Origin of the sequence: Colwellia sp. E2M01 (assembly GCF_018860585.1) — a bacterium.
Taxonomy (GTDB): domain Bacteria; phylum Pseudomonadota; class Gammaproteobacteria; order Enterobacterales; family Alteromonadaceae; genus Colwellia.
On record NZ_JAHKPR010000049.1, the window covers coordinates 1 to 19428 of the forward strand.

Here is a 19428-nt window from a genome sequence, read left to right on the forward strand (position 1 = left end):
TTTAAAAGGCTTACATGCTGCGTTATTGATTTTGACAAGGACGCTACATGGATGTAGCTTACTAAGAGAATGCAGGAGCTTATTCTCCTGAATAACCATTCTCTTCAATCAATGCCTTGCCTCTAAGCCTTTTAACTTTCGCTGAGTGGGAAAGAACTTAATCAACTTGGTATTAATTAAAGAGATAAGATATTGGGGGCATAAAAAATGCGACTCAATGAGTCGCATTTGATTACTAGCTTATACGGTTTTACATAGTTAACGATCTCATATCTCCTTGTAAGGTACGTTAAATTAACTTGTTATAATCGTCCTTAATTAATTATCCTTAATAAGTACTTTCTTAACTTGGTAATCCTTTCCGAGTTACTTCCTTGTTACAGCATCCTCTTTCATCCATAGCGGCTTCCTACCGCTACACTTCGTCCTTAAAGCTCTTCCTTTTAATACCATTTTATAAAGTTACTTAACTATTTATCAAAATAAGTTATTTATAAGTAAAGCATCCTGCTTTTGGCTGTCCTTTATTATCGACTCTACGATAATTTTTTACGTTAAGCATCCTTGCTTATATCTTCCTTGAATTGCATCCGTTGCATCCCACCTGCTCAATCCATGAACTTTTTACCATACTAGGTAAGTCCTTAAGCTACTTAATCCTTAACCGTAACCAGTAACGTCCTTGATAACTTAAACCTAATTATTTAATTAGTATTAAGTTTTTAGAAACTTCCTGTTCCTTGTCGTCCTGACAGAATTAATAGTACACCTAAATATTAGTTATCGATGCTCTATTACCGAAAATAATCAATTGTAAAAACATTGTAACTTATCGAAAGAGAAATAAAGTACTAATAAAACAAATAGTTATTATTTTAACGAGCTAAAAAACAACACTTATTGCCAATATATCTCACAACAATGTAAGACATGTATTACAAAAAAAGCAGCACTTCTCAGTACTGCTTTAAAAAAAAGATCACTAAAAGTGATGTATTTATGATAAATATTTATTGATTACTATGATGCTCTCTGGTGAACCATAACAGCACCACAAACATTACCAACAGTTACTTCTTGCACTGTTTGATAACCTTCATTTTTAAAAAACTCTTTAAATTTTCCTGACGTAGCATACACAGCAACCCCTTCACTCTTAGGGTGCTCTTCAAGAACTGTGTTAACGGCTGCCATTAAGTAATGACCAAAACCATGATGCTGATGTAGTGGGTGGACGGCAATAAAAGATAAGAAATGAAAAGTATTTAACGGCACTGCAGCTAATACTTTTTGTTCTTTTTGCATCATTTGTTTAGTACTAAAATAACCGGCATTTAATAACATTTTTAAACGCCAATGCCAGAAACGTTCACTTTCTAAGGTTTCATCTGGACTATTAATACAAGCAACACCTACCATGGTTTCACCGAGATATAAACCAACCATGGGTTGTTTTGCTTGCCAAAAAGCATTTAACTCTTCTCTAATCGCTCCTCTAAGACGTTGTTCATAATCACTTTTTTCACTATTAAATATGTCTAAAAATACAGGATCATCATGATAGGCTTGATATAAAAGAGAGGCAGCTAATTTTAATTCATGAGCACTTAAGTAAGTTGCTTGAACTTTAACGTCTTGATTTTTAGTACTATCAATACTAGTTTCTTCTGATACTTTATCACTCATTATAGACTCCTATTCCGATGATGTATTTTTAACGCAACAAGGTACAATAACAGTAAAAATTAAAAAAGGTCAAATAGAATAACTCCCCGTAATAAGCCCTTATTTTTAGTACAATAACACTAATCACAAGACAGTAATCTCAAAAGCACATTTTTATAGTTATTGCTTTATGTAAATACTTCGGTGTTAAACTTTATTTAATCAGTATTAAACCCCAAGCTTAAATTCTATAAAGTAATTAAGTTTGCACTTTATAATAGTAGAATATATTTATAAGGGGTTAGCTCATCATTGAACATCAGTATTTACTTGTGGCGTTAATTGCTTAATAAAGTCAGTTAACGAATTACTTAATTTTTTATGTGGTTTACAGCCAACAGCTTCAACCCAAACTTCGCCATTTTCGTTATCCACTGAAATGATCATATCTTCTTCATCCGTTACCGCAAAAAATATCGTGACCGGTTGTTTTAATCTTTGCTTCATTAAAATATGACCAATAATATTCTCTTGTAAACGCGCAAAGTCTTCAGGATTCCAAGCAAATAGTAGTGATAACTCACCTTCACTACAAACAGCATCAATGTCACCACTAAAAATTGTGGTAAAATAGGTTTTAATATCATGATGTAATTCAAAGTTAAGGGCTGACTCAACATTAGCAAATGTTAACTCTTTTTTATTAATATCAATTAAGCTATCTATCGCTACTGGCTGCCAATAATGGTGACTGTCATCATGTGCTCCTTGCTCACAGTCAGATAACCATGCATCATCATGTTCTACCGTTGGTAGGTGCCCTACTTTAGTTTTATGTTGTTGCGCATATTCAACACTAAAATTTAAAAGCGTTTGCGCTAAAGTTGTATTTGTAGATGTCATATCAAGAAAAGATCCTTTAAAATAATAATATATAAAGTAACTACTGAAAAATTATGGCCAATTATCAAAACTCAACAGAATTAAGTCAATTAACATTAGGTAAGAGTACAAAGTATTGCAGCGAATATAACGCAGATTTGCTACAAGGAGTACCAAGAAGTTTAAATCGTGACGATTTAGGTTTATTTCAGAATGCTACCGAAAGTAATTTACCTTTTGTTGGCGAAGATGTTTGGTACGGTTATGAATTGTCATGGCTTAATGACAAAGGCAAGCCAATAGTTGCTGTTGCTGAGTTTCGCTTTGCTTGCACCAGTGAAAACATTGTAGAGTCTAAATCATTTAAACTTTATTTAAACAGCTTTAATCAAACACGTTTTACTAGCGTTAAAGCCGTAGAAAAAACATTAATTGACGATCTATCTAAAATATCAGGATCTCCTGCAAAGGTTAGCTTATTTGGTGTTGATCATTGCCCTGCATTAGATATTTCGAAAAGTAATGAAAAAAATGTTTGTATTGATGGTGCAGATATCAACGTAGATAACTATGAATATACCCCTGAGCTATTAAACTCAGCACAAAATAATGACGGTAGTGAAGACTCAGTTGAAGAGCATTTAGTAAGCCACTTACTTAAGTCTAACTGTTTAATAACAAACCAACCTGATTGGGCGAGTATTTATATCCATTATCGTGGTAAACCAATAAACCACGCTGAACTATTACAGTATTTAATATCTTTTCGACAACACAATGAATTTCATGAACAATGTGTTGAAAGGATTTATTGCGATTTACAACAGTTTTGTCAACTTGAAGAACTAACGGTTTTTGCGCGTTATACTCGACGTGGCGGCCTAGATATCAACCCATTTAGAAGTACTCATATTACGCAAGCGCCTTTTGCTAGAACTTTACGCCAATAATTTACTTTTCAGTCATAAAATAAGTAAAAATTAACTATCGAATAAATATTTTTCAGAATATTGATAAATATAGTTTTTTATTTTTAAATTGTCTTATACTTAGGTATATTAATCGATAATAACAATACAGCTACAGCCTTTAATTTGTAGCTGTTTAAAGTATTCTAATTAAGGATAGATTGGTTCTATGAATGATACTTCTGTTGCTCAAAAGCAGCTGGTAACACTAAAGAAGAAGCTTGATACTGCTATTGAGTCTCGTAGTTTATTAGAAGACGACTTTAATCAACAATCTAGTCTACTCATTCAGTTTATTAGCAAATTAACACTCATATCCAAAGGTATGGATATTGAATTAGACAACCGTTTAGCTCAATTAAGAACCTTATTTACCAAATCGGCACCAATTTCTGATATTGCAGAAAAAATCACTATTATTTCTAAGTTATTACAACAGCATAGTGTGACTAACGCAAAAAATATTGCTCACATGCATGAGCAATTTAATCAAGCAGGACAAAGCTTACAACAAGTAAATGGCTTACCAGATAACTTACGAAGAGATTTACGTGCATTACTAGCAGAAACAAAAGAAAGTAAAGATGCCTTAATTCAATATATTCCCTTATTAAGTCAGTTATTAACTTTTTATGATCTTGCATTAAAATCAAAAAGCACATTATCTAGCAAAGGCCTATTACAACCCCCAGCTATAACACCTACTGCAACTAAATTAACCAATAACGAAGATTTATTTGATACCAGTTTACTTGAAAAAATATCACAGTCACTCAGTTCATTACCGCTTTCTAAAAAACACACAAATGATTTATTAGCGATCAAGAAAAAGCTCATGGCTGACCAGTCTAGTGACGCAGTATTACGACACCTTATTGAAATTTTTGATGTTATTGTTGCAGACTTTAAAGATGAGCAAAACAGTGCAAAAAACTTTCTAACCCACCTTAGTGCTACCTTAACAACAGTGCAAACGGCAGTGAAGGAAACTATTGATTCTCATGATAGCTCTCAAGTTACCCATGAAAAAATAAATAAAAAATTACAAGCACAAATAACAGATATGACTGGTAGTGTAGAAAAAGCACTCTCACTAAATGAAGTGAAAGAAGATATAAATGAAAAACTTCAATTTATAACCAAAACACTAGAGCAAAAATCTAAATTTGAACAATATAGTCAAAAACAACTTTCCGATAAACTTAAAGAAATGTCATTAAAAGTAGAAATACTTGAAAAGCAAAGTAAAGTGTTTGAAGAAAGCCTAGCATTACAACACCAAAAAAGTATGCAAGATGCGCTAACAAAACTTGCGAATAGAGCAGCATTTGATGATTATTTCTCTAAAGCGATGATACGCTTTCATCACAAACCCTTTGGGCTTGCTTTAGTAGTCATTGATATTGATGATTTTAAAAACATTAATGATACTTATGGTCACACTGCAGGAGATAAAACATTACAAGTAATTGCTAACACCATAGTAAAAAATGTTGCTAAAGACGTATTTGTAGGCCGATATGGTGGTGAAGAGTTTGTATTAATTTATTCTAACGAGCCAAAAGAGTCATTGTTAACGGAGCTTAACGGCTTAAATAATGCAGTGGCTCGTCTGCCATTTAAATTTAAAGACAATAAAGTAAGTATTACACTATCAATTGGCGCAACACATATACAAACAGATGATAATATAGATCTAGCATTTGAGCGTGCTGATCAAGCAATGTATAAAGCTAAAAGAGAGGGGAAAAATCAAGTTATCTATTTTCCGTAAAGTCTGAATTCAAGAAACAATAACTTACAAAGTAGTTNNAACTACTTTGTAAGTTATTAACAATAAACCTTAATAATTAATGTATTCATTAATATATTCATTAATAAAATGGTTTATAGTTAAAGCCATACATTGTAAAACTTAAATCCACTTAAACACTATGTCTGATACTCCATTAACCCATTCTAATTTATCTTAATTTTTTGTTACAAGCATAAAAGGAACTCCTTATGCATACACAGATTAACCCTGTTGGAAACATGAATTTGTTATCTCAATCTGAAGTAAACCAGCTTCAGAAATCATCCACGAGCACTTTGTATCAACTTTACCGAAACTGTTCGCTTGCTGTACTTAATTCAGGCTCAGCAACCGATGACGCTGAAGCGATATATCAAAAACACCTTACTTTTGAAATTCAAGTATTACGTCGAGAGCGTGGTGTTAAAATAGATTTAGAGAATGCGCCTATTGATGCTTTTGTTGATGATAAAATTATTCGCGGTATTAGAGAGCATCTTTCTGCGGTGATGCGTGATATTTTATTTCTTCATAGTCAATATCGAAAAATTCCAAATTCATCACAAGAAATTACCGATGCAACTTTTGATATTTTACGTAATGCTAACGCTATTTTACCAGAAACAGAGCCTAATTTAGTCACCTGCTGGGGCGGTCACTCAATCAAACATCCTGAATATAAATATACTAAAGATGTGGGATATCAACTGGGCTTGCGTGGCTTTAACATTTGTACAGGTTGTGGCCCTGGCGCCATGAAAGGCCCGATGAAAGGAGCTACAATTGGTCATGCAAAGCAACGTATCAAAACAGGTCGATATATTGGTTTAACTGAGCCTAGTATTATTGCTGCAGAGCCGCCTAATGCGATAGTCAATGAACTAGTGATCATGCCTGATATTGAAAAACGTTTAGAAGCTTTTGTACGTATGTCTCATGGTATTATTATTTTTCCAGGCGGTGCTGGAACAGCAGAAGAACTACTTTATGTATTAGGTATCATGTTAAACGAGAAAAATGCTGCACAACAATTACCGATAATACTTACCGGTCCTGAAGAGTCTATGCCGTATTTTGAAGAAATTGATGCATTTATTGGTGCTACATTAGGTGAAAAAGCACAATCTTTATACCAAATAGTTGTTGATGACGCCGCCAAAGTTGCACAATTATTAAAACTTGGGCAAGATAAAGTTATTGCCCACCGAAAAGAAACAGGTGATGCTTTTCATTTTAACTGGTCACTTAGCATAACTGAAGACTTTCAACATCCTTTTGAGCCCAATCATGAGAATATGTCTAACTTAAATATCAGCCATGAACTGCCAACAGCAGAGCTAGCTGCAAACTTACGACGAGTATTTTCTGGTATTGTCGCCGGTAATGTTAAATCAGGAGGCATTCAAGCTATAAAAGAGTTTGGTCCTTTTGAAATATCAGGCGATAAAAAAATAATGAAGTTAATGGACAAGTTGCTGGCTTCATTTGTCAGTCAAGGCCGTATGAAGTTACCTGGTAGTAAATACATTCCTTGTTATAAAGTCATTGAGGGTTAACATTGGGTGCTCATTTAGTTCTTATTGATGCCCTAAATTTAATTCGTCGTGTGTACGCGGTGCAAGAGCGCCCGTTCACACAAATTAAGCAGCGCAGCGACGAAAAATTATCACCAAGTACGCAAAAGCAAGTACTTTTTAATACCCAAAATACCTGCGTAAATGCACTCATTAAAATCATTAACCAGCTTCAGCCTACCCATGCCCTTGCGGTATTTGATTCTCAGCAACCTTGTTGGCGTTATCAACTTTTTTCAGGTTATAAGCAAGGTAGAAAAAAGATGCCGGAGTCGCTTGCTAATAAATTACCTGAAATACAAGATGCCTTTATGGAACAAGGTGTTGACTCATTAACATCAGAGGAAGATGAAGCCGATGATATTATTGCTACCTTAGCCGTAAAAATGGCACTTTATGGGCAAAAGGTGACCATAATTTCTACTGACAAAGGCTACTTACCTTTACTTAATCCAAACATTCAACTTTATGATTACTTTAACCGTCGTTATTTAGATGAAGCGCATGTACAAAATAAGTTTAATGTTAAGTCTTCACAGCTTATCGATTTTTGGACCTTAACCGGAGATAATACTAATAAAATAGAAGGTGTCGAAGGCATTGGGCAAGTTAATGCAGCAAAATTAATTAATCAATACGGTTCGTTAAAAGCATTACTTAATGCACCTAATTTAAAAAGTAGTTTGGCTAAGAAACTAACTGAAAGTACTGAAAAAATGGAATTAGCGAAAAAGCTATTAACCTTAAAACAAGATATTCCTCTCGGTTTTAATTTAAAGGATATACGATTAACTACAAGTAGTGAATTTACTCCGAACAATAATGTAATCAATATTAATCACCAAGGTGATTAATAAACATCAATTAGCAGGTAAGATTATTTAAGATAAGTGAGATTGAAAAATTATCGATACATAATAAAAAAGCTATCAAGTTTACACTTGATAGCTTTTTTTATTAACTTAACTTAATTTTAACTAAGCTTAACCGGACTTAGTCTAGCTTAATTTACTCAAACAACTATAAGCTTGCTAGCCCTTTTATTACTCTTTATTACTCAAAGGCGCAGGAGAAAGTAAACGAGCATGAACAGTAACTTCTTCACGATCATAATAAAGGTGTTTAGCGTACAGCTCATATTTTACTTTGTGCTCGCTAAAGGCATCTTTAATTGATTGTAAGTCTTCAGTGACTTGTTGATAACGGCCTTTCATCGGTAACTTTAAGTTGAACATGGCTTCTTTACAGTGGCCATGTAGCAACCAATCACTCATTAACTTAGCTACTCGTTGTGGTTTTTCAATCATATCACATACCAACCAATAAACATTTTGCTTCATTGGTAAGTATTTAAAACCGTCCATCATCTTATGCTTTACTTGACCCGTTTCCATTAATGATTCAGCCATAGGGCCGTTATCAATAGCGGTAACCATCATGCCACGACGAACTAATTGATAAGTCCAACCGCCTGGTGCAGAGCCTAAATCAACAGCATTCATGCCTGATGTTAAACGCTCATCCCACTCTTCACGAGGAATAAAATATAAAAAAGCTTCATCAAGTTTTAATGTAGAACGGCTAGGTGATGCACTTGGGAATTTTAATCGTGGAATACCCATTACATGCGGAGAGCTATTTCTTACTAAAGAAAAGCCTAAAATCACTTCTTGCCCACTTAAAAATAATGCATGTAAAATAGCGCCATCAGGATCATCCGCTGAATTATTACTCTTTTGCGTTAATACTTTTTCTTTACGCAATGCTTGCCGCAGCGGTACAGAGAGTTTACGACAGAACTTACTTAAGGCTTTTCCGTCGTTATCATCTGCCATTTCCATACGTAAGTCTGCATATTGCCATTCGTTGCCTAATGCTTCGGTTATCGCTTCAACCCGATTGTAATCAGGTAATTCTATTTTATCTGTGATGGTCACAAACCACTGACGCGCAAAAATAAGTCGCTTAAGTGGTAACTTATTCATTAGGGCTTCACCATGTTCACTTACGTGCAAATGGAAAAAAACGATACCTTGATTCTTTTTTAGCTCTAAATAGCCATACATTTCATTCCAAGAGGCTTTTTCTTGGATTTCTGCGCCACACTCTTTTTCAAAGCCCGGTCGACAAAATAATACGATAGAGGTCATATCTTATTTTTACCTTTTTCTTATACACCAGTGTTAACTATGCATAAGTTATTAATAGTTTACTAAGACTACAAATTCATAATACAAAAATGCAGTAAAAACTCTTAAGCCATTCAAATTGAGTAGCTTTAATTAAAGCTTCTTTTACCTGCTACCGCTAACAATAGCCAAGCAATTGCAAAAGCAATTCCACCAAGTGGTGTTAACTTACTAAGCACCATAAACGGCTCAGTCAGTTCAAATAATGATTTAATGTATATTACGCCACAAAAACATAAAATGCCTGTGACAAATGCAAGGCAAGCGCTCATTAATAGCTTGGACGACTTTACTTGAATAACCGATATAGTGCTAGCGGCAGTTACTTCACCTATTTTTAATCGACTTACTTTTATCCATAATAAGGTGATAAATAGCGCAAGTGTATGAATAAATTGATATTGTAAAGCTGTTGCTAAGCTCGATTGTGCGTTTGTTGGTAATGCTTGACCACCATGTGCAAGCCAAGCGCCGAATAGTACAGAAAAACAGCCACTGATACCAACAAAAACCATCAATGTATTGAGTAAAATATTGGTACGTCCAACTTTTAACTCTTTAGACTTCACATTTTTAATATCAGTCATTTCATTATTCCTTTACTCATTTTACTTAGTTTCACTTCAGCAGCTATTAATTTTAAGGTTCACATAAAGTGTTATCAATAAACTCAACAATCTCATGCGCTGCCCGTGTCATGTGTGCTGCATAAGTAAAACCAGACTTAACTCGAGGTTTTAAACTATGATCGCCATCTTCTAAAAATATACATTGGCAATGAATAGGTAGTTGGTAACTTATAATTTCATCCTGATTGCCTAAAGTGTCTCGTTCACCTTGTACGATTAAAACAGGTTTCCTGGTGTCGATTAATGGCTCAAGACGTAAATTATCAGGCTTTTTAGTCGGATGAAAAGGATATCCTAAACAGAAAACGCCCTTAATTTTAGCTATAGTTTTTTGACTAATAATACCGCTAGTCTTGATTTCTAATAACCCTGAGTCACTTATTAAAGTTGCCGCAACACGTGAGCCCATAGATTTGCCACCAATAAATAAAGGTAAGTTGTTATTACTTTCTTCATTAAGTTGATATACATATTCAATAACGGCTTGGTAACAGGTAAGTAATTTCGGCATTCTATCAGGTGGATATCTTTTACCAGTTAGCGCCCTTTTATCCATGAAAGGAAAGTTAAAACGTAAGACATTAATACCTGATTGATTAAGCAAGAATGACATTTCGTTCATAAAATCATGCGACATATTCGCCCCAGCACCATGAGCAAAAATAACTTGTGCCTTAGCATTATCAACAGTATCTACTAATAGGCTAATTTCACCGCCACTTTCTAGTTGAATTGTTTCTTGTTGGCTCATTTAGTTATCTCAATGTTTTAAAGGGTTACTGTCACAATATTTTTTAATCAAAGAAAAAGGTGCTCTTGGCACCTTTCTTATTCTTTTGGCTACTTACACGGTAATTTACTCGGTAATTAATGGTGTAAAACTTTTAACTAAATCATCTATTGCTTTCATTTGCGCTAAGTAAGGTGCTAATTTATCAAGCGGTAACGCACAAGGTCCATCACATTTAGCCACAGTTGGATCAGGGTGCGCTTCAATAAATAAACCGGCAATACCAATCGCCATACCACTGCGAGCTAATTGCGCCGCTTGAGCACGACGGCCATCAGCACTGTCGCTACGCCCGCCTGGTTTTTGTAATGCATGGGTCGCATCAAAAATAACTGGTGCGTAATCTTTCATTTCATCCATGGCTAACATATCAACCACCAAGTTGTTATAACCGTAACAACTGCCACGTTCACATAAAATAATGTTTTCGTTACCTGCCTCGCCAAACTTAGTAATAATATGCTTCATTTCATGAGCGGCAAGAAACTGTGGTTTTTTAACATTAATTATCGCCCCAGTTTTAGCCATAGCAACCACTAGATCTGTTTGACGTGCTAAAAACGCAGGTAGTTGAATAACATCAACCACTTCACTTACTGGTTGTGCTTGGTAAGGCTCATGAACATCGGTAATAATTGGTACATTAAAGGTAGATTTTATTTCTTCAAATATTTTCAAACCTTCGTCTAAGCCAGGACCACGATATGAGTTTACTGAAGAGCGATTGGCTTTATCAAATGACGCTTTAAAAACATACGGAATACCTAGTTTTTGCGTTACTTCAACATACTGTTCGGCAATTTTCATGGCTAAATCACGAGATTCAAGTACGTTCATCCCACCAAATAATACAAATGGCTTATCATTTGCTACTTCAATATTTTTTACTGAAACTGATTTTATTGTCATCATTTTTCCTAATAAGATGTATTCAAGTTGGTTCACTTAATAACAAAGGGTTTACTAATATTTTGAATAATTTAACTCGTATATTACTGGTACTAATGCAGTACGTTATTAGCAATATCTATTTTATCTAATTGAATTTTTAATATTTGCGCTGCCGGATCTTTAGGGCATTGTTCAACAAAATAACGATAATCATCAACAGCAACTTTAAAACAATCAAGTTGATGTAATAAAAAGCCTCGATCTCTTCTTTGTAAAGGGTCATTGGGGTTTAATGACAATAACACATCAACACAGATGAGCGCTTTATCAAACACTTTCTCTTGAATTAACGTATTCTTCAAAGCTGATAAATGTTCAACCAAAGCAACATTATCATCAATAGATTTTAATTCATCAGCTTCAGGATCACCGGTTAATTCATCTAAACGAAGATCTAACTCAGCCCAATCAAGTGACTCACCCGTGACCGCATCAAAAATTATCGCGTATTGTTCATCACAACATAAACGCAGCATAATTTTATTAGGAATAAAAACCAAATCGGTTTCAAAACCGCAAGCAGTAATAATTTCTTTCACTAAAGAGGCTTTAACAATAGGCGACATAGCACGTTGGTTTAAACCTTTAGCAACACTATAAGCAGAAATTGGCCAACGAACGTGTGGACGGTCAATAAACAAATGCTGAAAATACAATTCATTAAGTAATGTTTCAGCTTGTGCTAAGGGTGATTCTATTTCACTGATCACAGCAACACATTGGCTGATAATAGTTTCTAAGCTATCTAACGAGCTGTCTAATTGTGCGCTAATTTGAATACTATCTTTAAAGATATGTTCTTCTACTAAAACAAGTTTTTCTAGTAAATCTTTATCTATAGACTGTAATTCGGATAAAAACAATTCATTCATAATATTATATTTACATGGCTCCGATAGTAGGTTTTACATGGTAATGTTAGATTAAAACGTTATTTACTATATATAAGACTAACAAACAATATTTAACCTAAAAACATTGCCTCACGAGTCATGGCTAAACGTACAATTAACATTACCCAACCCATAGCACCTAAATAACCTAAAATTTTCAATGCTTTATTTCGAGCTAATTTCAAGGTGTAGTAACCTGTAAAAATATATGCAAATATCGCAATAATTTTCTCCCCTAACCATAACTGCTCTACAGGGTTGATATGAAGTTTAACCGCTAATGAAATACCTATAACAAGTAATAAGGTATCAATAATATGAGGAGCTATTTTCAACCATTTTTTATCAAGATTCTTTGACGCTAACATCATTAAAATGAAGCGATAGGTAAATAAAATAATACTAATTACGGCGAGTGTGATATGTAAATGTTTCAACGTTATTCCTTTTTAATTTTATTTTTATACAAGTCGGTATTGTTAATTAATCGCTTACGGTTTATTTAGCTGTTTACAAGTGCGCCCAGGTTATACGCTCGTGACCATTATAATCACGTTGTGTATGTGCATTTTCATAACCTAAGTCAGTTAATATTTTACGTACGGCTTCGGCCTGTTCATAACCATGTTCAAAATATAAAGCACCTTGTGGTTTTAAAAACATTAATGCTTGCTGCGCAATATGTTTTATATCACCAAGTCCTTGCTCTGGAGCAACTAAAGCCGAATCAGGCTCAAAGCGTACATCACCTTGGCTAAGGTTTTCATCTAATTCATCAATATAAGGTGGATTAGAAACAATGACATCATATTTTTGAGAACCTACAGCACTAAACCAATTACTTTGAAAGATATTAACTTGTGTTAAATAGAGGTTTTCTGCGTTTTGTTTTGCTAGTGCTACCGCATCATGATTAAAATCTAAGGCATCAATGTGCCAAGATGACTGCTCTGATGCTAATGCTAAGGCAATAGCACCTGTGCCTGTGCCTAGATCTAAACACTTTAAGTTTTTAATGTCAGCGAAATGCTCAAGCACAAGTTCTACTAAAACCTCGGTATCAGGACGCGGAATAAGGGTTGCAGGTGAAACGCTCAAGGGTAACGACCAGAATTCTTTAACACCAACAATATAAGCGATAGGCTCGCCATTTATTCGTCTTTTTAATAAGTTTAAAAAGCTTTGCTCTACTTCAACTGTTAACTCTCGCTCAGGCCAACTAAGTAAGTAGCTATGCTCTTTATTAAGCACAAAAGCTAACAGAATTTGTGTATCAAGCTTAGCGCTATCCGAGCAAGAGGTGAGTTGCTCTTGCCCATAAGCTATAGCGCTTGCTATGGTTTTATTGTTCATTGAAGCTGCTGACAAAATTAAGTGACTTAGTTTTGTTCGGCTAATTCAGCTAATAAATCAGCTTGGTTTTCTTGCATGATAGGCTCTAATACCAGCTGTAAATTACCTTCCATAATTTCATTTAAGCGGTATAAAGTTAAGTTGATACGGTGATCACTCATACGACCTTGTGGAAAGTTATAGGTACGAATACGTTCAGAGCGATCGCCACTTGCTACTAAGTTACGGCGTGAAGACTCTTCTTCGCTACGACGCTTTTCATCTTCAGCTTGTTGTAAGCGTGCTTGTAGTACCGACATAGCTTGTGCACGGTTTTTATGTTGCGACCGTTGATCTTGACATTCAACTACAACACCCGTTGGAATATGAGTAATACGAATAGCTGAGTCAGTTTTGTTAACATGCTGACCACCAGCACCCGAGGCACGGAAAGTATCAACTTTTAAATCTGCTTTGTTAATTTCAATCGCTTGCGATTCTGGAATTTCAGGCATAACAACCACAGTACAAGCTGAGGTATGTACACGACCTTGTGATTCAGTTTCAGGCACACGCTGTACACGGTGACCACCTGACTCAAATTTCATTTGGCCGTATACGCCTTCACCATTAATTTTCATGATCAGTTCTTTATAACCGCCCTGCTCACTTTCGTTGGTGTTCATTACTTCAATTTTCCAGCCTTTCTTTTCAGAATAACGGCTGTACATTCGGTATAAATCACCCGCAAAAATAGCAGCTTCATCACCACCAGCACCGGCGCGAATTTCAACAAAACAGTTGTTATCATCGTTAGGATCACGCGGTAGTAATAAAATTTGTAATTCGTCAGCAATATCAGAAACAGCTTGTTTCGCGTCTTTGTATTCTTCTTGCGCCATTTCACGCATATCAGGATCATCATCTTTTAACATCAATTCAGCCGTTGCAAAGTCATCTTCTGCATTTTTATATTGATTAAAAACTGACGTTACAGCGTCAAGCTGTTTAAATTCTTGCGATAAAGCGCGAAATTTTTCTTGATCGTTAATTGTTTCAGGATCAGATAATAATGCCTGTACTTCTTCGAAACGCTCTACAAGCACTTCAAGCTTTTGGTAAACTGATGATTTCATTAAAAATGTTCTTATATTTTAGATGAGGGAAACTATATTTTCGCTATTCTATCACAGTAATAAGCTTATCGACTACGCTATAAATAAAATGACATGTTCATATATATTATAAAAGATAGCGGTAGTGTTAACTTGCTGAAGAATTTAACTAGCGTTAATGAAGGTATTTGTTTCGGTTAACTAGGCTGTTAAAAAGTTTTTACAAATCAGTCTTTTTGCTCAATATCAAAAATATCACGTAGATAAAGTAACTTATCAAGTTCGCCGCCTTGAGCTGCAGATTGCAATGCGCTCGTTGGTGCATGCATAAATTTATTAGTTAATTTGGTAGCAAGTTCAGCAATAACCGCTTCCGCGTCTTTACCATTTTTTAATTGGAGAAACGCTTTTTCGAGTAACACATCACGTTCACTCAAACATTGCTGACGGAAATTAATCACTGTATCTTGAGTGTTTAAACCTCGTAACCACGCCATAAAATCATCAGACTGACTATGTACAATTGTCTCTGCTTGCACTGCGGCTTTACGACGGTTTTCCATATTTTTAGCAATAATACCTTGCAAGTCATCGACCGTATATAAAAACACGTCTTCAAGCTCAGACACTTGTTCTTCGATATCACGCGGAACGGCAAGATCCACCATAAAAATAGGTTGATGTTTACGTTTAATCAACGCTTGTTCAACCATGCCTTTACCGATAATAGGTAAAGTAGATGCGGTAGAACTAATAACAATATCAGCATTACTCATTTGCTCAGGAATTTGCGCTAAGGTAATTACATCAGCACCTAATTGCTTAGCCATATTTTCAGCACGAGCTAGAGTACGATTAGCTACGGTAATTTTACCAACATTATTCTCATATAAATGTTTAGCAACTAATTCAATGGTTTCACCAGCGCCAACCAGTAATACTTTGGTTTTTTCAAGGCTACCAAAAATATGTTTTGCTAAATTGACTGAAGCGAAAGCAACCGAAACAGCACTAGCACCAATTTCAGTTTCAGTACGAACTTGTTTAGCTACGCCAAAAGTACGTTGAAATAAACGGTCCATTATTAATGACATAGAGCCAGCCGCTTTTGCTTGGCTGTATGCTTGTTTCATTTGCCCTAATATTTGTGGCTCACCTAAAACAAGAGAGTCCAAACCACAAGCGACACGCATCATATGATTAACCGCTTGTTGGTCTTGATGCCAATATAAACTAGGTGAAATAATAGAAGCAGGAACGTTATGAAAGGTTTCTAGCCAGTTAATCAGTCGTTGTTGAGTAACATTAAAATCATCATTTTGAACTAGGTATAATTCGGTTCTGTTGCAGGTAGATAAAATAGCCACTTCACGACATTGTACTGAATCGAGCATTTCTTGCAAGGCAACAGAAAGCTTATCTGGATTAAAAGATATCTTTTCTCGCACCGCAACAGGAGCAGTTTTATGATTAATTCCAACAGCAAGGATCGACAAAGTAATAACCTTTAATTAAACATATACGGCAAGTTTTAGATCACTTGCTTGGACTTATAGTGGTAAGTATAACCTAAGCGTCACTATTAAAATATGATCTAAGATAAAGTACCTAAAACCATATGGCTATTTACAACGGCTAAAAAGCTATGTTCCAATGGTAATTATACCCAATTTAAAGACCTAACTTCAATGTTCTCATTTTTTAAAGGCAAGTTCTGTTTGCTCTATTTTTTTGTCTTAATAGCTTTTTTTATTTCTGGCTGTAGCCACACACCTGATAAAAAAACACCAGTAACCATTGAACAAACACCACAGCAACGTGCAATGCAACTAGCACAATTACAACAATGGCAAGTAACAGGAAAAATCGCTTTTATTGAAAAAACAGCGCGTAATAGCGCTTCATTATTTTGGCAAGTAAACGAACAAAAACAATATCAACAGCTCAACTTAACGACTTATTTAGGTATTAATATTTTACAGCTTGAGTCAGATGCAAACAATCATGAAATTCAGGTAGACGGAAAAACTTACCAAGGAACAAACCTTGAAGCACTTATTTATTCAATAACGGGCTTAACATTACCAACAAAAGCATTAACCTATTGGCTTAAAGGCATTACTTACCAAAATACCGATAACATAATTTATGATGAAATAACCTTGTTACCTGAAAGCTTATCAAGTGAATATAATAATGAGGTGTGGCAAGTCAGTTATGCTAATTATCAATCAATTAAAGGTTATAGTTTAGCGACAACCTTTTCGATTAAAAAGGATGATTTACTAATTAAAATTATCATTAATGATTGGTCGATAGTAAACTAATCCTAAATATAAAAATAAATAAGCAACAAACATTATCCTTTAATTAGCTAACTTAACTTTGCTAAAAATACCATTACTCAACTTACGATTTAGTCAGTATTCAATTTAACATCTAATTATAAATTAAATTTCCTATGCCATTTTCAACTCAAACAGCCCACCAAATTAGCAGTAATATCTTTATCAATAAATCTTTCGAATTCCCTGCTCCAGCCAAAATCAATTTATTCTTACATATTGTAGGGCAACGCGAAGATGGTTATCACAATTTAGAAACGTTATTTCAGTTTATCAACCACAGCGACACTCTCACCTTAACAGTAACTGAAAATTCAAATATAAACTTATTAACGCCAATAGCTGGTGTAAAAAATGAGGATAATTTAATTGTCAAAGCTGCTCGTTTATTAAAAAATAAAACGAACGCCTCATTAGGTGTTGAAATAAGTATCAATAAAATATTACCAATGGGCGGCGGTTTAGGTGGCGGTTCTTCTAATGCGGCAACTATTTTAGTTGCCCTTAATACGCTATGGCAATGTGATTTATCCTTAGATGAATTAGCTGAGTTAGGATTAAGCCTTGGTGCTGACGTACCTATTTTTGTACATGGATTTTCTGCTTTCGCTCAAGGTGTGGGCGAAAAACTTACTGCAATTGAACCGCTCGAGTCATGGTATTTAATCACTAAACCTGAATGCAGTATTTCTACACAGCAAGTTTTTACCGCAAAAGACTTACCTAGAAACACCAAACATCTTCCTTCTACAGCCTTTAAAAATAAAGACTTTATGACAAATGAGTTTCATAACGACTGTCAAACGCTTGTAATAAAAGATTATCCCGAGGTTGCCAAGTTACTGGCTTGGTTGGTAGAATACGCGCCATCAAGAATGACCGGAACCGGGGCAAGTGTATTTTCCCGTTTTTCGAGTCAAGAAGAGGCGCAAGCATTACAAGCTAAACTTCCGCAAGGGATAAGCTCATTTGTTGCGCAGGGTCTGAATAAGTCCCCACTTTGTTCTGCAGTAGAGAGCTTATCGCTGAACAAATAACTTTACCGAACTTGCTCACTTAATTAGCAAAGACTATATTACATAGTGCCTTGTGTGCTTACTATATTCTCTGCTAGCAAAGTTAGCGCTTTACTGCCCTTTAACTGCCTGATAATAACTCACTACCGAGTTTTTACTGTTAATAAGGGGTCTACTTTTAATGTCAAATATTTCTGAGGAATCGAAAGTGCCTGACATGAAGATTTTTGCGGGTAATGCCACCCCTGAACTGGCCAAAAAAATTGCTAACCGTCTATATATGCCGCTTGGTGATGCTAAAGTCAGTTGTTTTAGTGATGGTGAAATCAGCGTTGAGATAAACGAAAACGTTCGTGGTGCGGATGTTTTTATTATTCAATCAACCTGTGCTCCAACCAACAATAACTTAATGGAATTAATTGTAATGATAGACGCCTTGCGTCGTGCCTCTGCTGGCCGTATCACTGCGGTAATCCCTTATTTTGGTTATGCTCGCCAAGACAGACGTGTACGTAGTGCTCGTGTACCAATTACAGCAAAAGTAGTTGCTGACTTTTTATCAAGTGTTGGTGTTGACCGTGTATTAACGGTAGATTTACACGCAGAGCAAATTCAAGGCTTTTTCGATGTTCCTGTTGATAACGCTTTTGGTACGCCTATTTTATTAGACGATATGCAAAACCGTGAATTAGACAACCCCGTTGTTGTTTCTCCTGATATCGGTGGTGTTGTTCGTGCTCGTGCAGTAGCTAAGTTACTTGATGATGCTGATTTAGCTATCATTGATAAACGTCGTCCTAAAGCAAATATTGCCCAAGTTATGCACATTATTGGTGAAGTTGAAGGTCGCGATTGTATTATTGTTGACGACATGATTGATACTGGTGGCACACTAGCAAAAGCGGCAGAAGCATTAAAAGAACATGGCGCAAAACGTGTTATTGCTTATGCTACTCACCCGGTATTATCAGGTAATGCGGCTGATAACCTTAGAGGCTCAGCAATTGATGAATTAGTAGTAACAGATTCAATTCCGCTTTCTCCAGCAATTAAAGAACTTGGTATCGTTCGTCAATTAACATTAAGTGGTATGTTAAGTGAAGCTATTCGTCGCGTAAGTAACGAAGAATCTATATCTGCAATGTTTGACTAATTGCTTAGTGAGTTACACGGTAAGTTAACCGTGTAACTAATGACTAAAATAATAAAGGCAGCCTCATTATTGGCTGCTTTTTTATTTGTCTCCCGCTTTAACATCCTCCGTAATTAATACCAAGTTGATTA

General features: G+C 35.3%; 18 protein-coding genes. 7 read left to right on the forward strand and 11 right to left on the reverse strand.

The window, feature by feature from the left end:
- Positions 1–1020 precede the first annotated feature (1020 nt).
- A complete protein-coding gene (locus KO502_RS10780) occupies positions 1021–1686 on the reverse strand; it encodes a GNAT family N-acetyltransferase (protein ID WP_216022585.1) in 666 nt (221 codons plus the stop codon).
- A 288-nt stretch (positions 1687–1974) separates the two neighbouring features.
- The gene (syd, locus tag KO502_RS10785; protein ID WP_216022586.1) at positions 1975–2568 is read right to left on the reverse strand and encodes a SecY-interacting protein; all 594 of its coding nucleotides are present in this window, start codon (positions 2566–2568) and stop codon (positions 1975–1977) included.
- Positions 2569–2621: 53 nt separating this feature from the next.
- On the opposite strand from syd, the gene queF reads away from it, so the two are divergent.
- The 4 genes from queF to xni all read left to right on the forward strand — a co-directional run bounded on the left by queF (position 2622) and on the right by xni (position 7738).
- On the forward strand, positions 2622–3497 hold the full coding sequence (gene queF / locus KO502_RS10790; protein ID WP_216022587.1) for an NADPH-dependent 7-cyano-7-deazaguanine reductase QueF: 876 nt from the start codon (positions 2622–2624) through the stop codon (positions 3495–3497).
- Positions 3498–3684: 187 nt separating this feature from the next.
- On the forward strand, positions 3685–5289 hold the full coding sequence (locus tag KO502_RS10795; protein WP_216022588.1) for a GGDEF domain-containing protein: 1605 nt from the start codon (positions 3685–3687) through the stop codon (positions 5287–5289).
- Positions 5290–5519: 230 nt separating this feature from the next.
- The gene (ppnN, locus tag KO502_RS10800) at positions 5520–6866 is read left to right on the forward strand and encodes a nucleotide 5'-monophosphate nucleosidase PpnN (protein ID WP_216022589.1); all 1347 of its coding nucleotides are present in this window, start codon (positions 5520–5522) and stop codon (positions 6864–6866) included.
- Positions 6867–6868: 2 nt separating this feature from the next.
- Complete coding sequence (gene xni, locus KO502_RS10805) at positions 6869–7738, forward strand: flap endonuclease Xni (RefSeq protein ID WP_216022590.1); 870 nt, start codon at positions 6869–6871, stop codon at positions 7736–7738.
- Between the two features lie 189 nt (positions 7739–7927).
- On the opposite strand, the gene rlmM is transcribed toward xni, so the two are convergent.
- From rlmM to hemA, 9 genes are all read right to left on the reverse strand, one after another.
- Positions 7928–9034, reverse strand: coding sequence for a 23S rRNA (cytidine(2498)-2'-O)-methyltransferase RlmM (rlmM, locus tag KO502_RS10810; protein ID WP_216022591.1), 1107 nt, complete (start codon positions 9032–9034; stop codon positions 7928–7930).
- A gap of 128 nt (positions 9035–9162) precedes the next feature.
- Positions 9163–9660, reverse strand: a complete 498-nt coding sequence (locus KO502_RS10815; RefSeq protein ID WP_216022592.1) for a DUF423 domain-containing protein — start codon at positions 9658–9660, stop codon at positions 9163–9165.
- Positions 9661–9712: 52 nt separating this feature from the next.
- A complete protein-coding gene (locus KO502_RS10820; RefSeq protein WP_216022593.1) occupies positions 9713–10453 on the reverse strand; it encodes an alpha/beta family hydrolase in 741 nt (246 codons plus the stop codon).
- 105 nt (positions 10454–10558) lie between these two features.
- Positions 10559–11404, reverse strand: coding sequence for a 3-deoxy-8-phosphooctulonate synthase (kdsA, locus tag KO502_RS10825; protein ID WP_216022594.1), 846 nt, complete (start codon positions 11402–11404; stop codon positions 10559–10561).
- An 89-nt stretch (positions 11405–11493) separates the two neighbouring features.
- Positions 11494–12315 carry a tetratricopeptide repeat protein gene (locus tag KO502_RS10830; protein ID WP_216022595.1) on the reverse strand — a complete coding sequence of 274 codons (822 nt, stop codon included), beginning with the start codon at positions 12313–12315 and terminating at the stop codon, positions 11494–11496.
- 92 nt (positions 12316–12407) lie between these two features.
- Positions 12408–12773: a SirB2 family protein gene (locus KO502_RS10835; protein ID WP_216022596.1), complete on the reverse strand. Its 366-nt coding sequence runs from the start codon at positions 12771–12773 to the stop codon at positions 12408–12410.
- A 73-nt stretch (positions 12774–12846) separates the two neighbouring features.
- On the reverse strand, positions 12847–13689 hold the full coding sequence (gene prmC, locus KO502_RS10840) for a peptide chain release factor N(5)-glutamine methyltransferase (RefSeq protein ID WP_216022597.1): 843 nt from the start codon (positions 13687–13689) through the stop codon (positions 12847–12849).
- A gap of 26 nt (positions 13690–13715) precedes the next feature.
- The gene (gene prfA, locus KO502_RS10845; protein ID WP_216022598.1) at positions 13716–14804 is read right to left on the reverse strand and encodes a peptide chain release factor 1; all 1089 of its coding nucleotides are present in this window, start codon (positions 14802–14804) and stop codon (positions 13716–13718) included.
- Between the two features lie 206 nt (positions 14805–15010).
- The gene (gene hemA, locus KO502_RS10850) at positions 15011–16279 is read right to left on the reverse strand and encodes a glutamyl-tRNA reductase (RefSeq protein ID WP_216022599.1); all 1269 of its coding nucleotides are present in this window, start codon (positions 16277–16279) and stop codon (positions 15011–15013) included.
- A 222-nt stretch (positions 16280–16501) separates the two neighbouring features.
- Between hemA and lolB the strand changes: the two genes are divergently transcribed.
- From lolB to KO502_RS10865, 3 genes are all read left to right on the forward strand, one after another.
- Complete coding sequence (lolB, locus tag KO502_RS10855) at positions 16502–17110, forward strand: lipoprotein insertase outer membrane protein LolB (RefSeq protein ID WP_252730724.1); 609 nt, start codon at positions 16502–16504, stop codon at positions 17108–17110.
- 134 nt (positions 17111–17244) lie between these two features.
- Complete coding sequence (gene ispE / locus KO502_RS10860) at positions 17245–18165, forward strand: 4-(cytidine 5'-diphospho)-2-C-methyl-D-erythritol kinase (protein WP_216022601.1); 921 nt, start codon at positions 17245–17247, stop codon at positions 18163–18165.
- A gap of 187 nt (positions 18166–18352) precedes the next feature.
- Positions 18353–19297 carry a ribose-phosphate pyrophosphokinase gene (locus tag KO502_RS10865; protein WP_216022606.1) on the forward strand — a complete coding sequence of 315 codons (945 nt, stop codon included), beginning with the start codon at positions 18353–18355 and terminating at the stop codon, positions 19295–19297.
- The last annotated feature ends 131 nt before the right edge of the window (positions 19298–19428 follow it).

Excerpts from the sequence above, each read along its gene's own strand:
- KO502_RS10780 (WP_216022585.1), bottom strand. The coding sequence starts at position 1,686 with ATGAGTGATAAAGTATCAGAAGAAACTAGTATTGATAGTACTAAAAAT.
- syd (WP_216022586.1), bottom strand. The coding sequence starts at position 2,568 with ATGACATCTACAAATACAACTTTAGCGCAAACGCTTTTAAATTTTAGT.
- queF (WP_216022587.1), top strand. The coding sequence starts at position 2,622 with ATGGCCAATTATCAAAACTCAACAGAATTAAGTCAATTAACATTAGGT.
- KO502_RS10795 (WP_216022588.1), top strand. The coding sequence starts at position 3,685 with ATGAATGATACTTCTGTTGCTCAAAAGCAGCTGGTAACACTAAAGAAG.
- ppnN (WP_216022589.1), top strand. The coding sequence starts at position 5,520 with ATGCATACACAGATTAACCCTGTTGGAAACATGAATTTGTTATCTCAA.
- rlmM (WP_216022591.1), bottom strand. The coding sequence starts at position 9,034 with ATGACCTCTATCGTATTATTTTGTCGACCGGGCTTTGAAAAAGAGTGT.
- KO502_RS10815 (WP_216022592.1), bottom strand. The coding sequence starts at position 9,660 with ATGACTGATATTAAAAATGTGAAGTCTAAAGAGTTAAAAGTTGGACGT.
- KO502_RS10820 (WP_216022593.1), bottom strand. The coding sequence starts at position 10,453 with ATGAGCCAACAAGAAACAATTCAACTAGAAAGTGGCGGTGAAATTAGC.
- kdsA (WP_216022594.1), bottom strand. The coding sequence starts at position 11,404 with ATGATGACAATAAAATCAGTTTCAGTAAAAAATATTGAAGTAGCAAAT.
- KO502_RS10830 (WP_216022595.1), bottom strand. The coding sequence starts at position 12,315 with ATGAATGAATTGTTTTTATCCGAATTACAGTCTATAGATAAAGATTTA.
- prmC (WP_216022597.1), bottom strand. The coding sequence starts at position 13,689 with ATGAACAATAAAACCATAGCAAGCGCTATAGCTTATGGGCAAGAGCAA.
- prfA (WP_216022598.1), bottom strand. The coding sequence starts at position 14,804 with ATGAAATCATCAGTTTACCAAAAGCTTGAAGTGCTTGTAGAGCGTTTC.
- ispE (WP_216022601.1), top strand. The coding sequence starts at position 17,245 with ATGCCATTTTCAACTCAAACAGCCCACCAAATTAGCAGTAATATCTTT.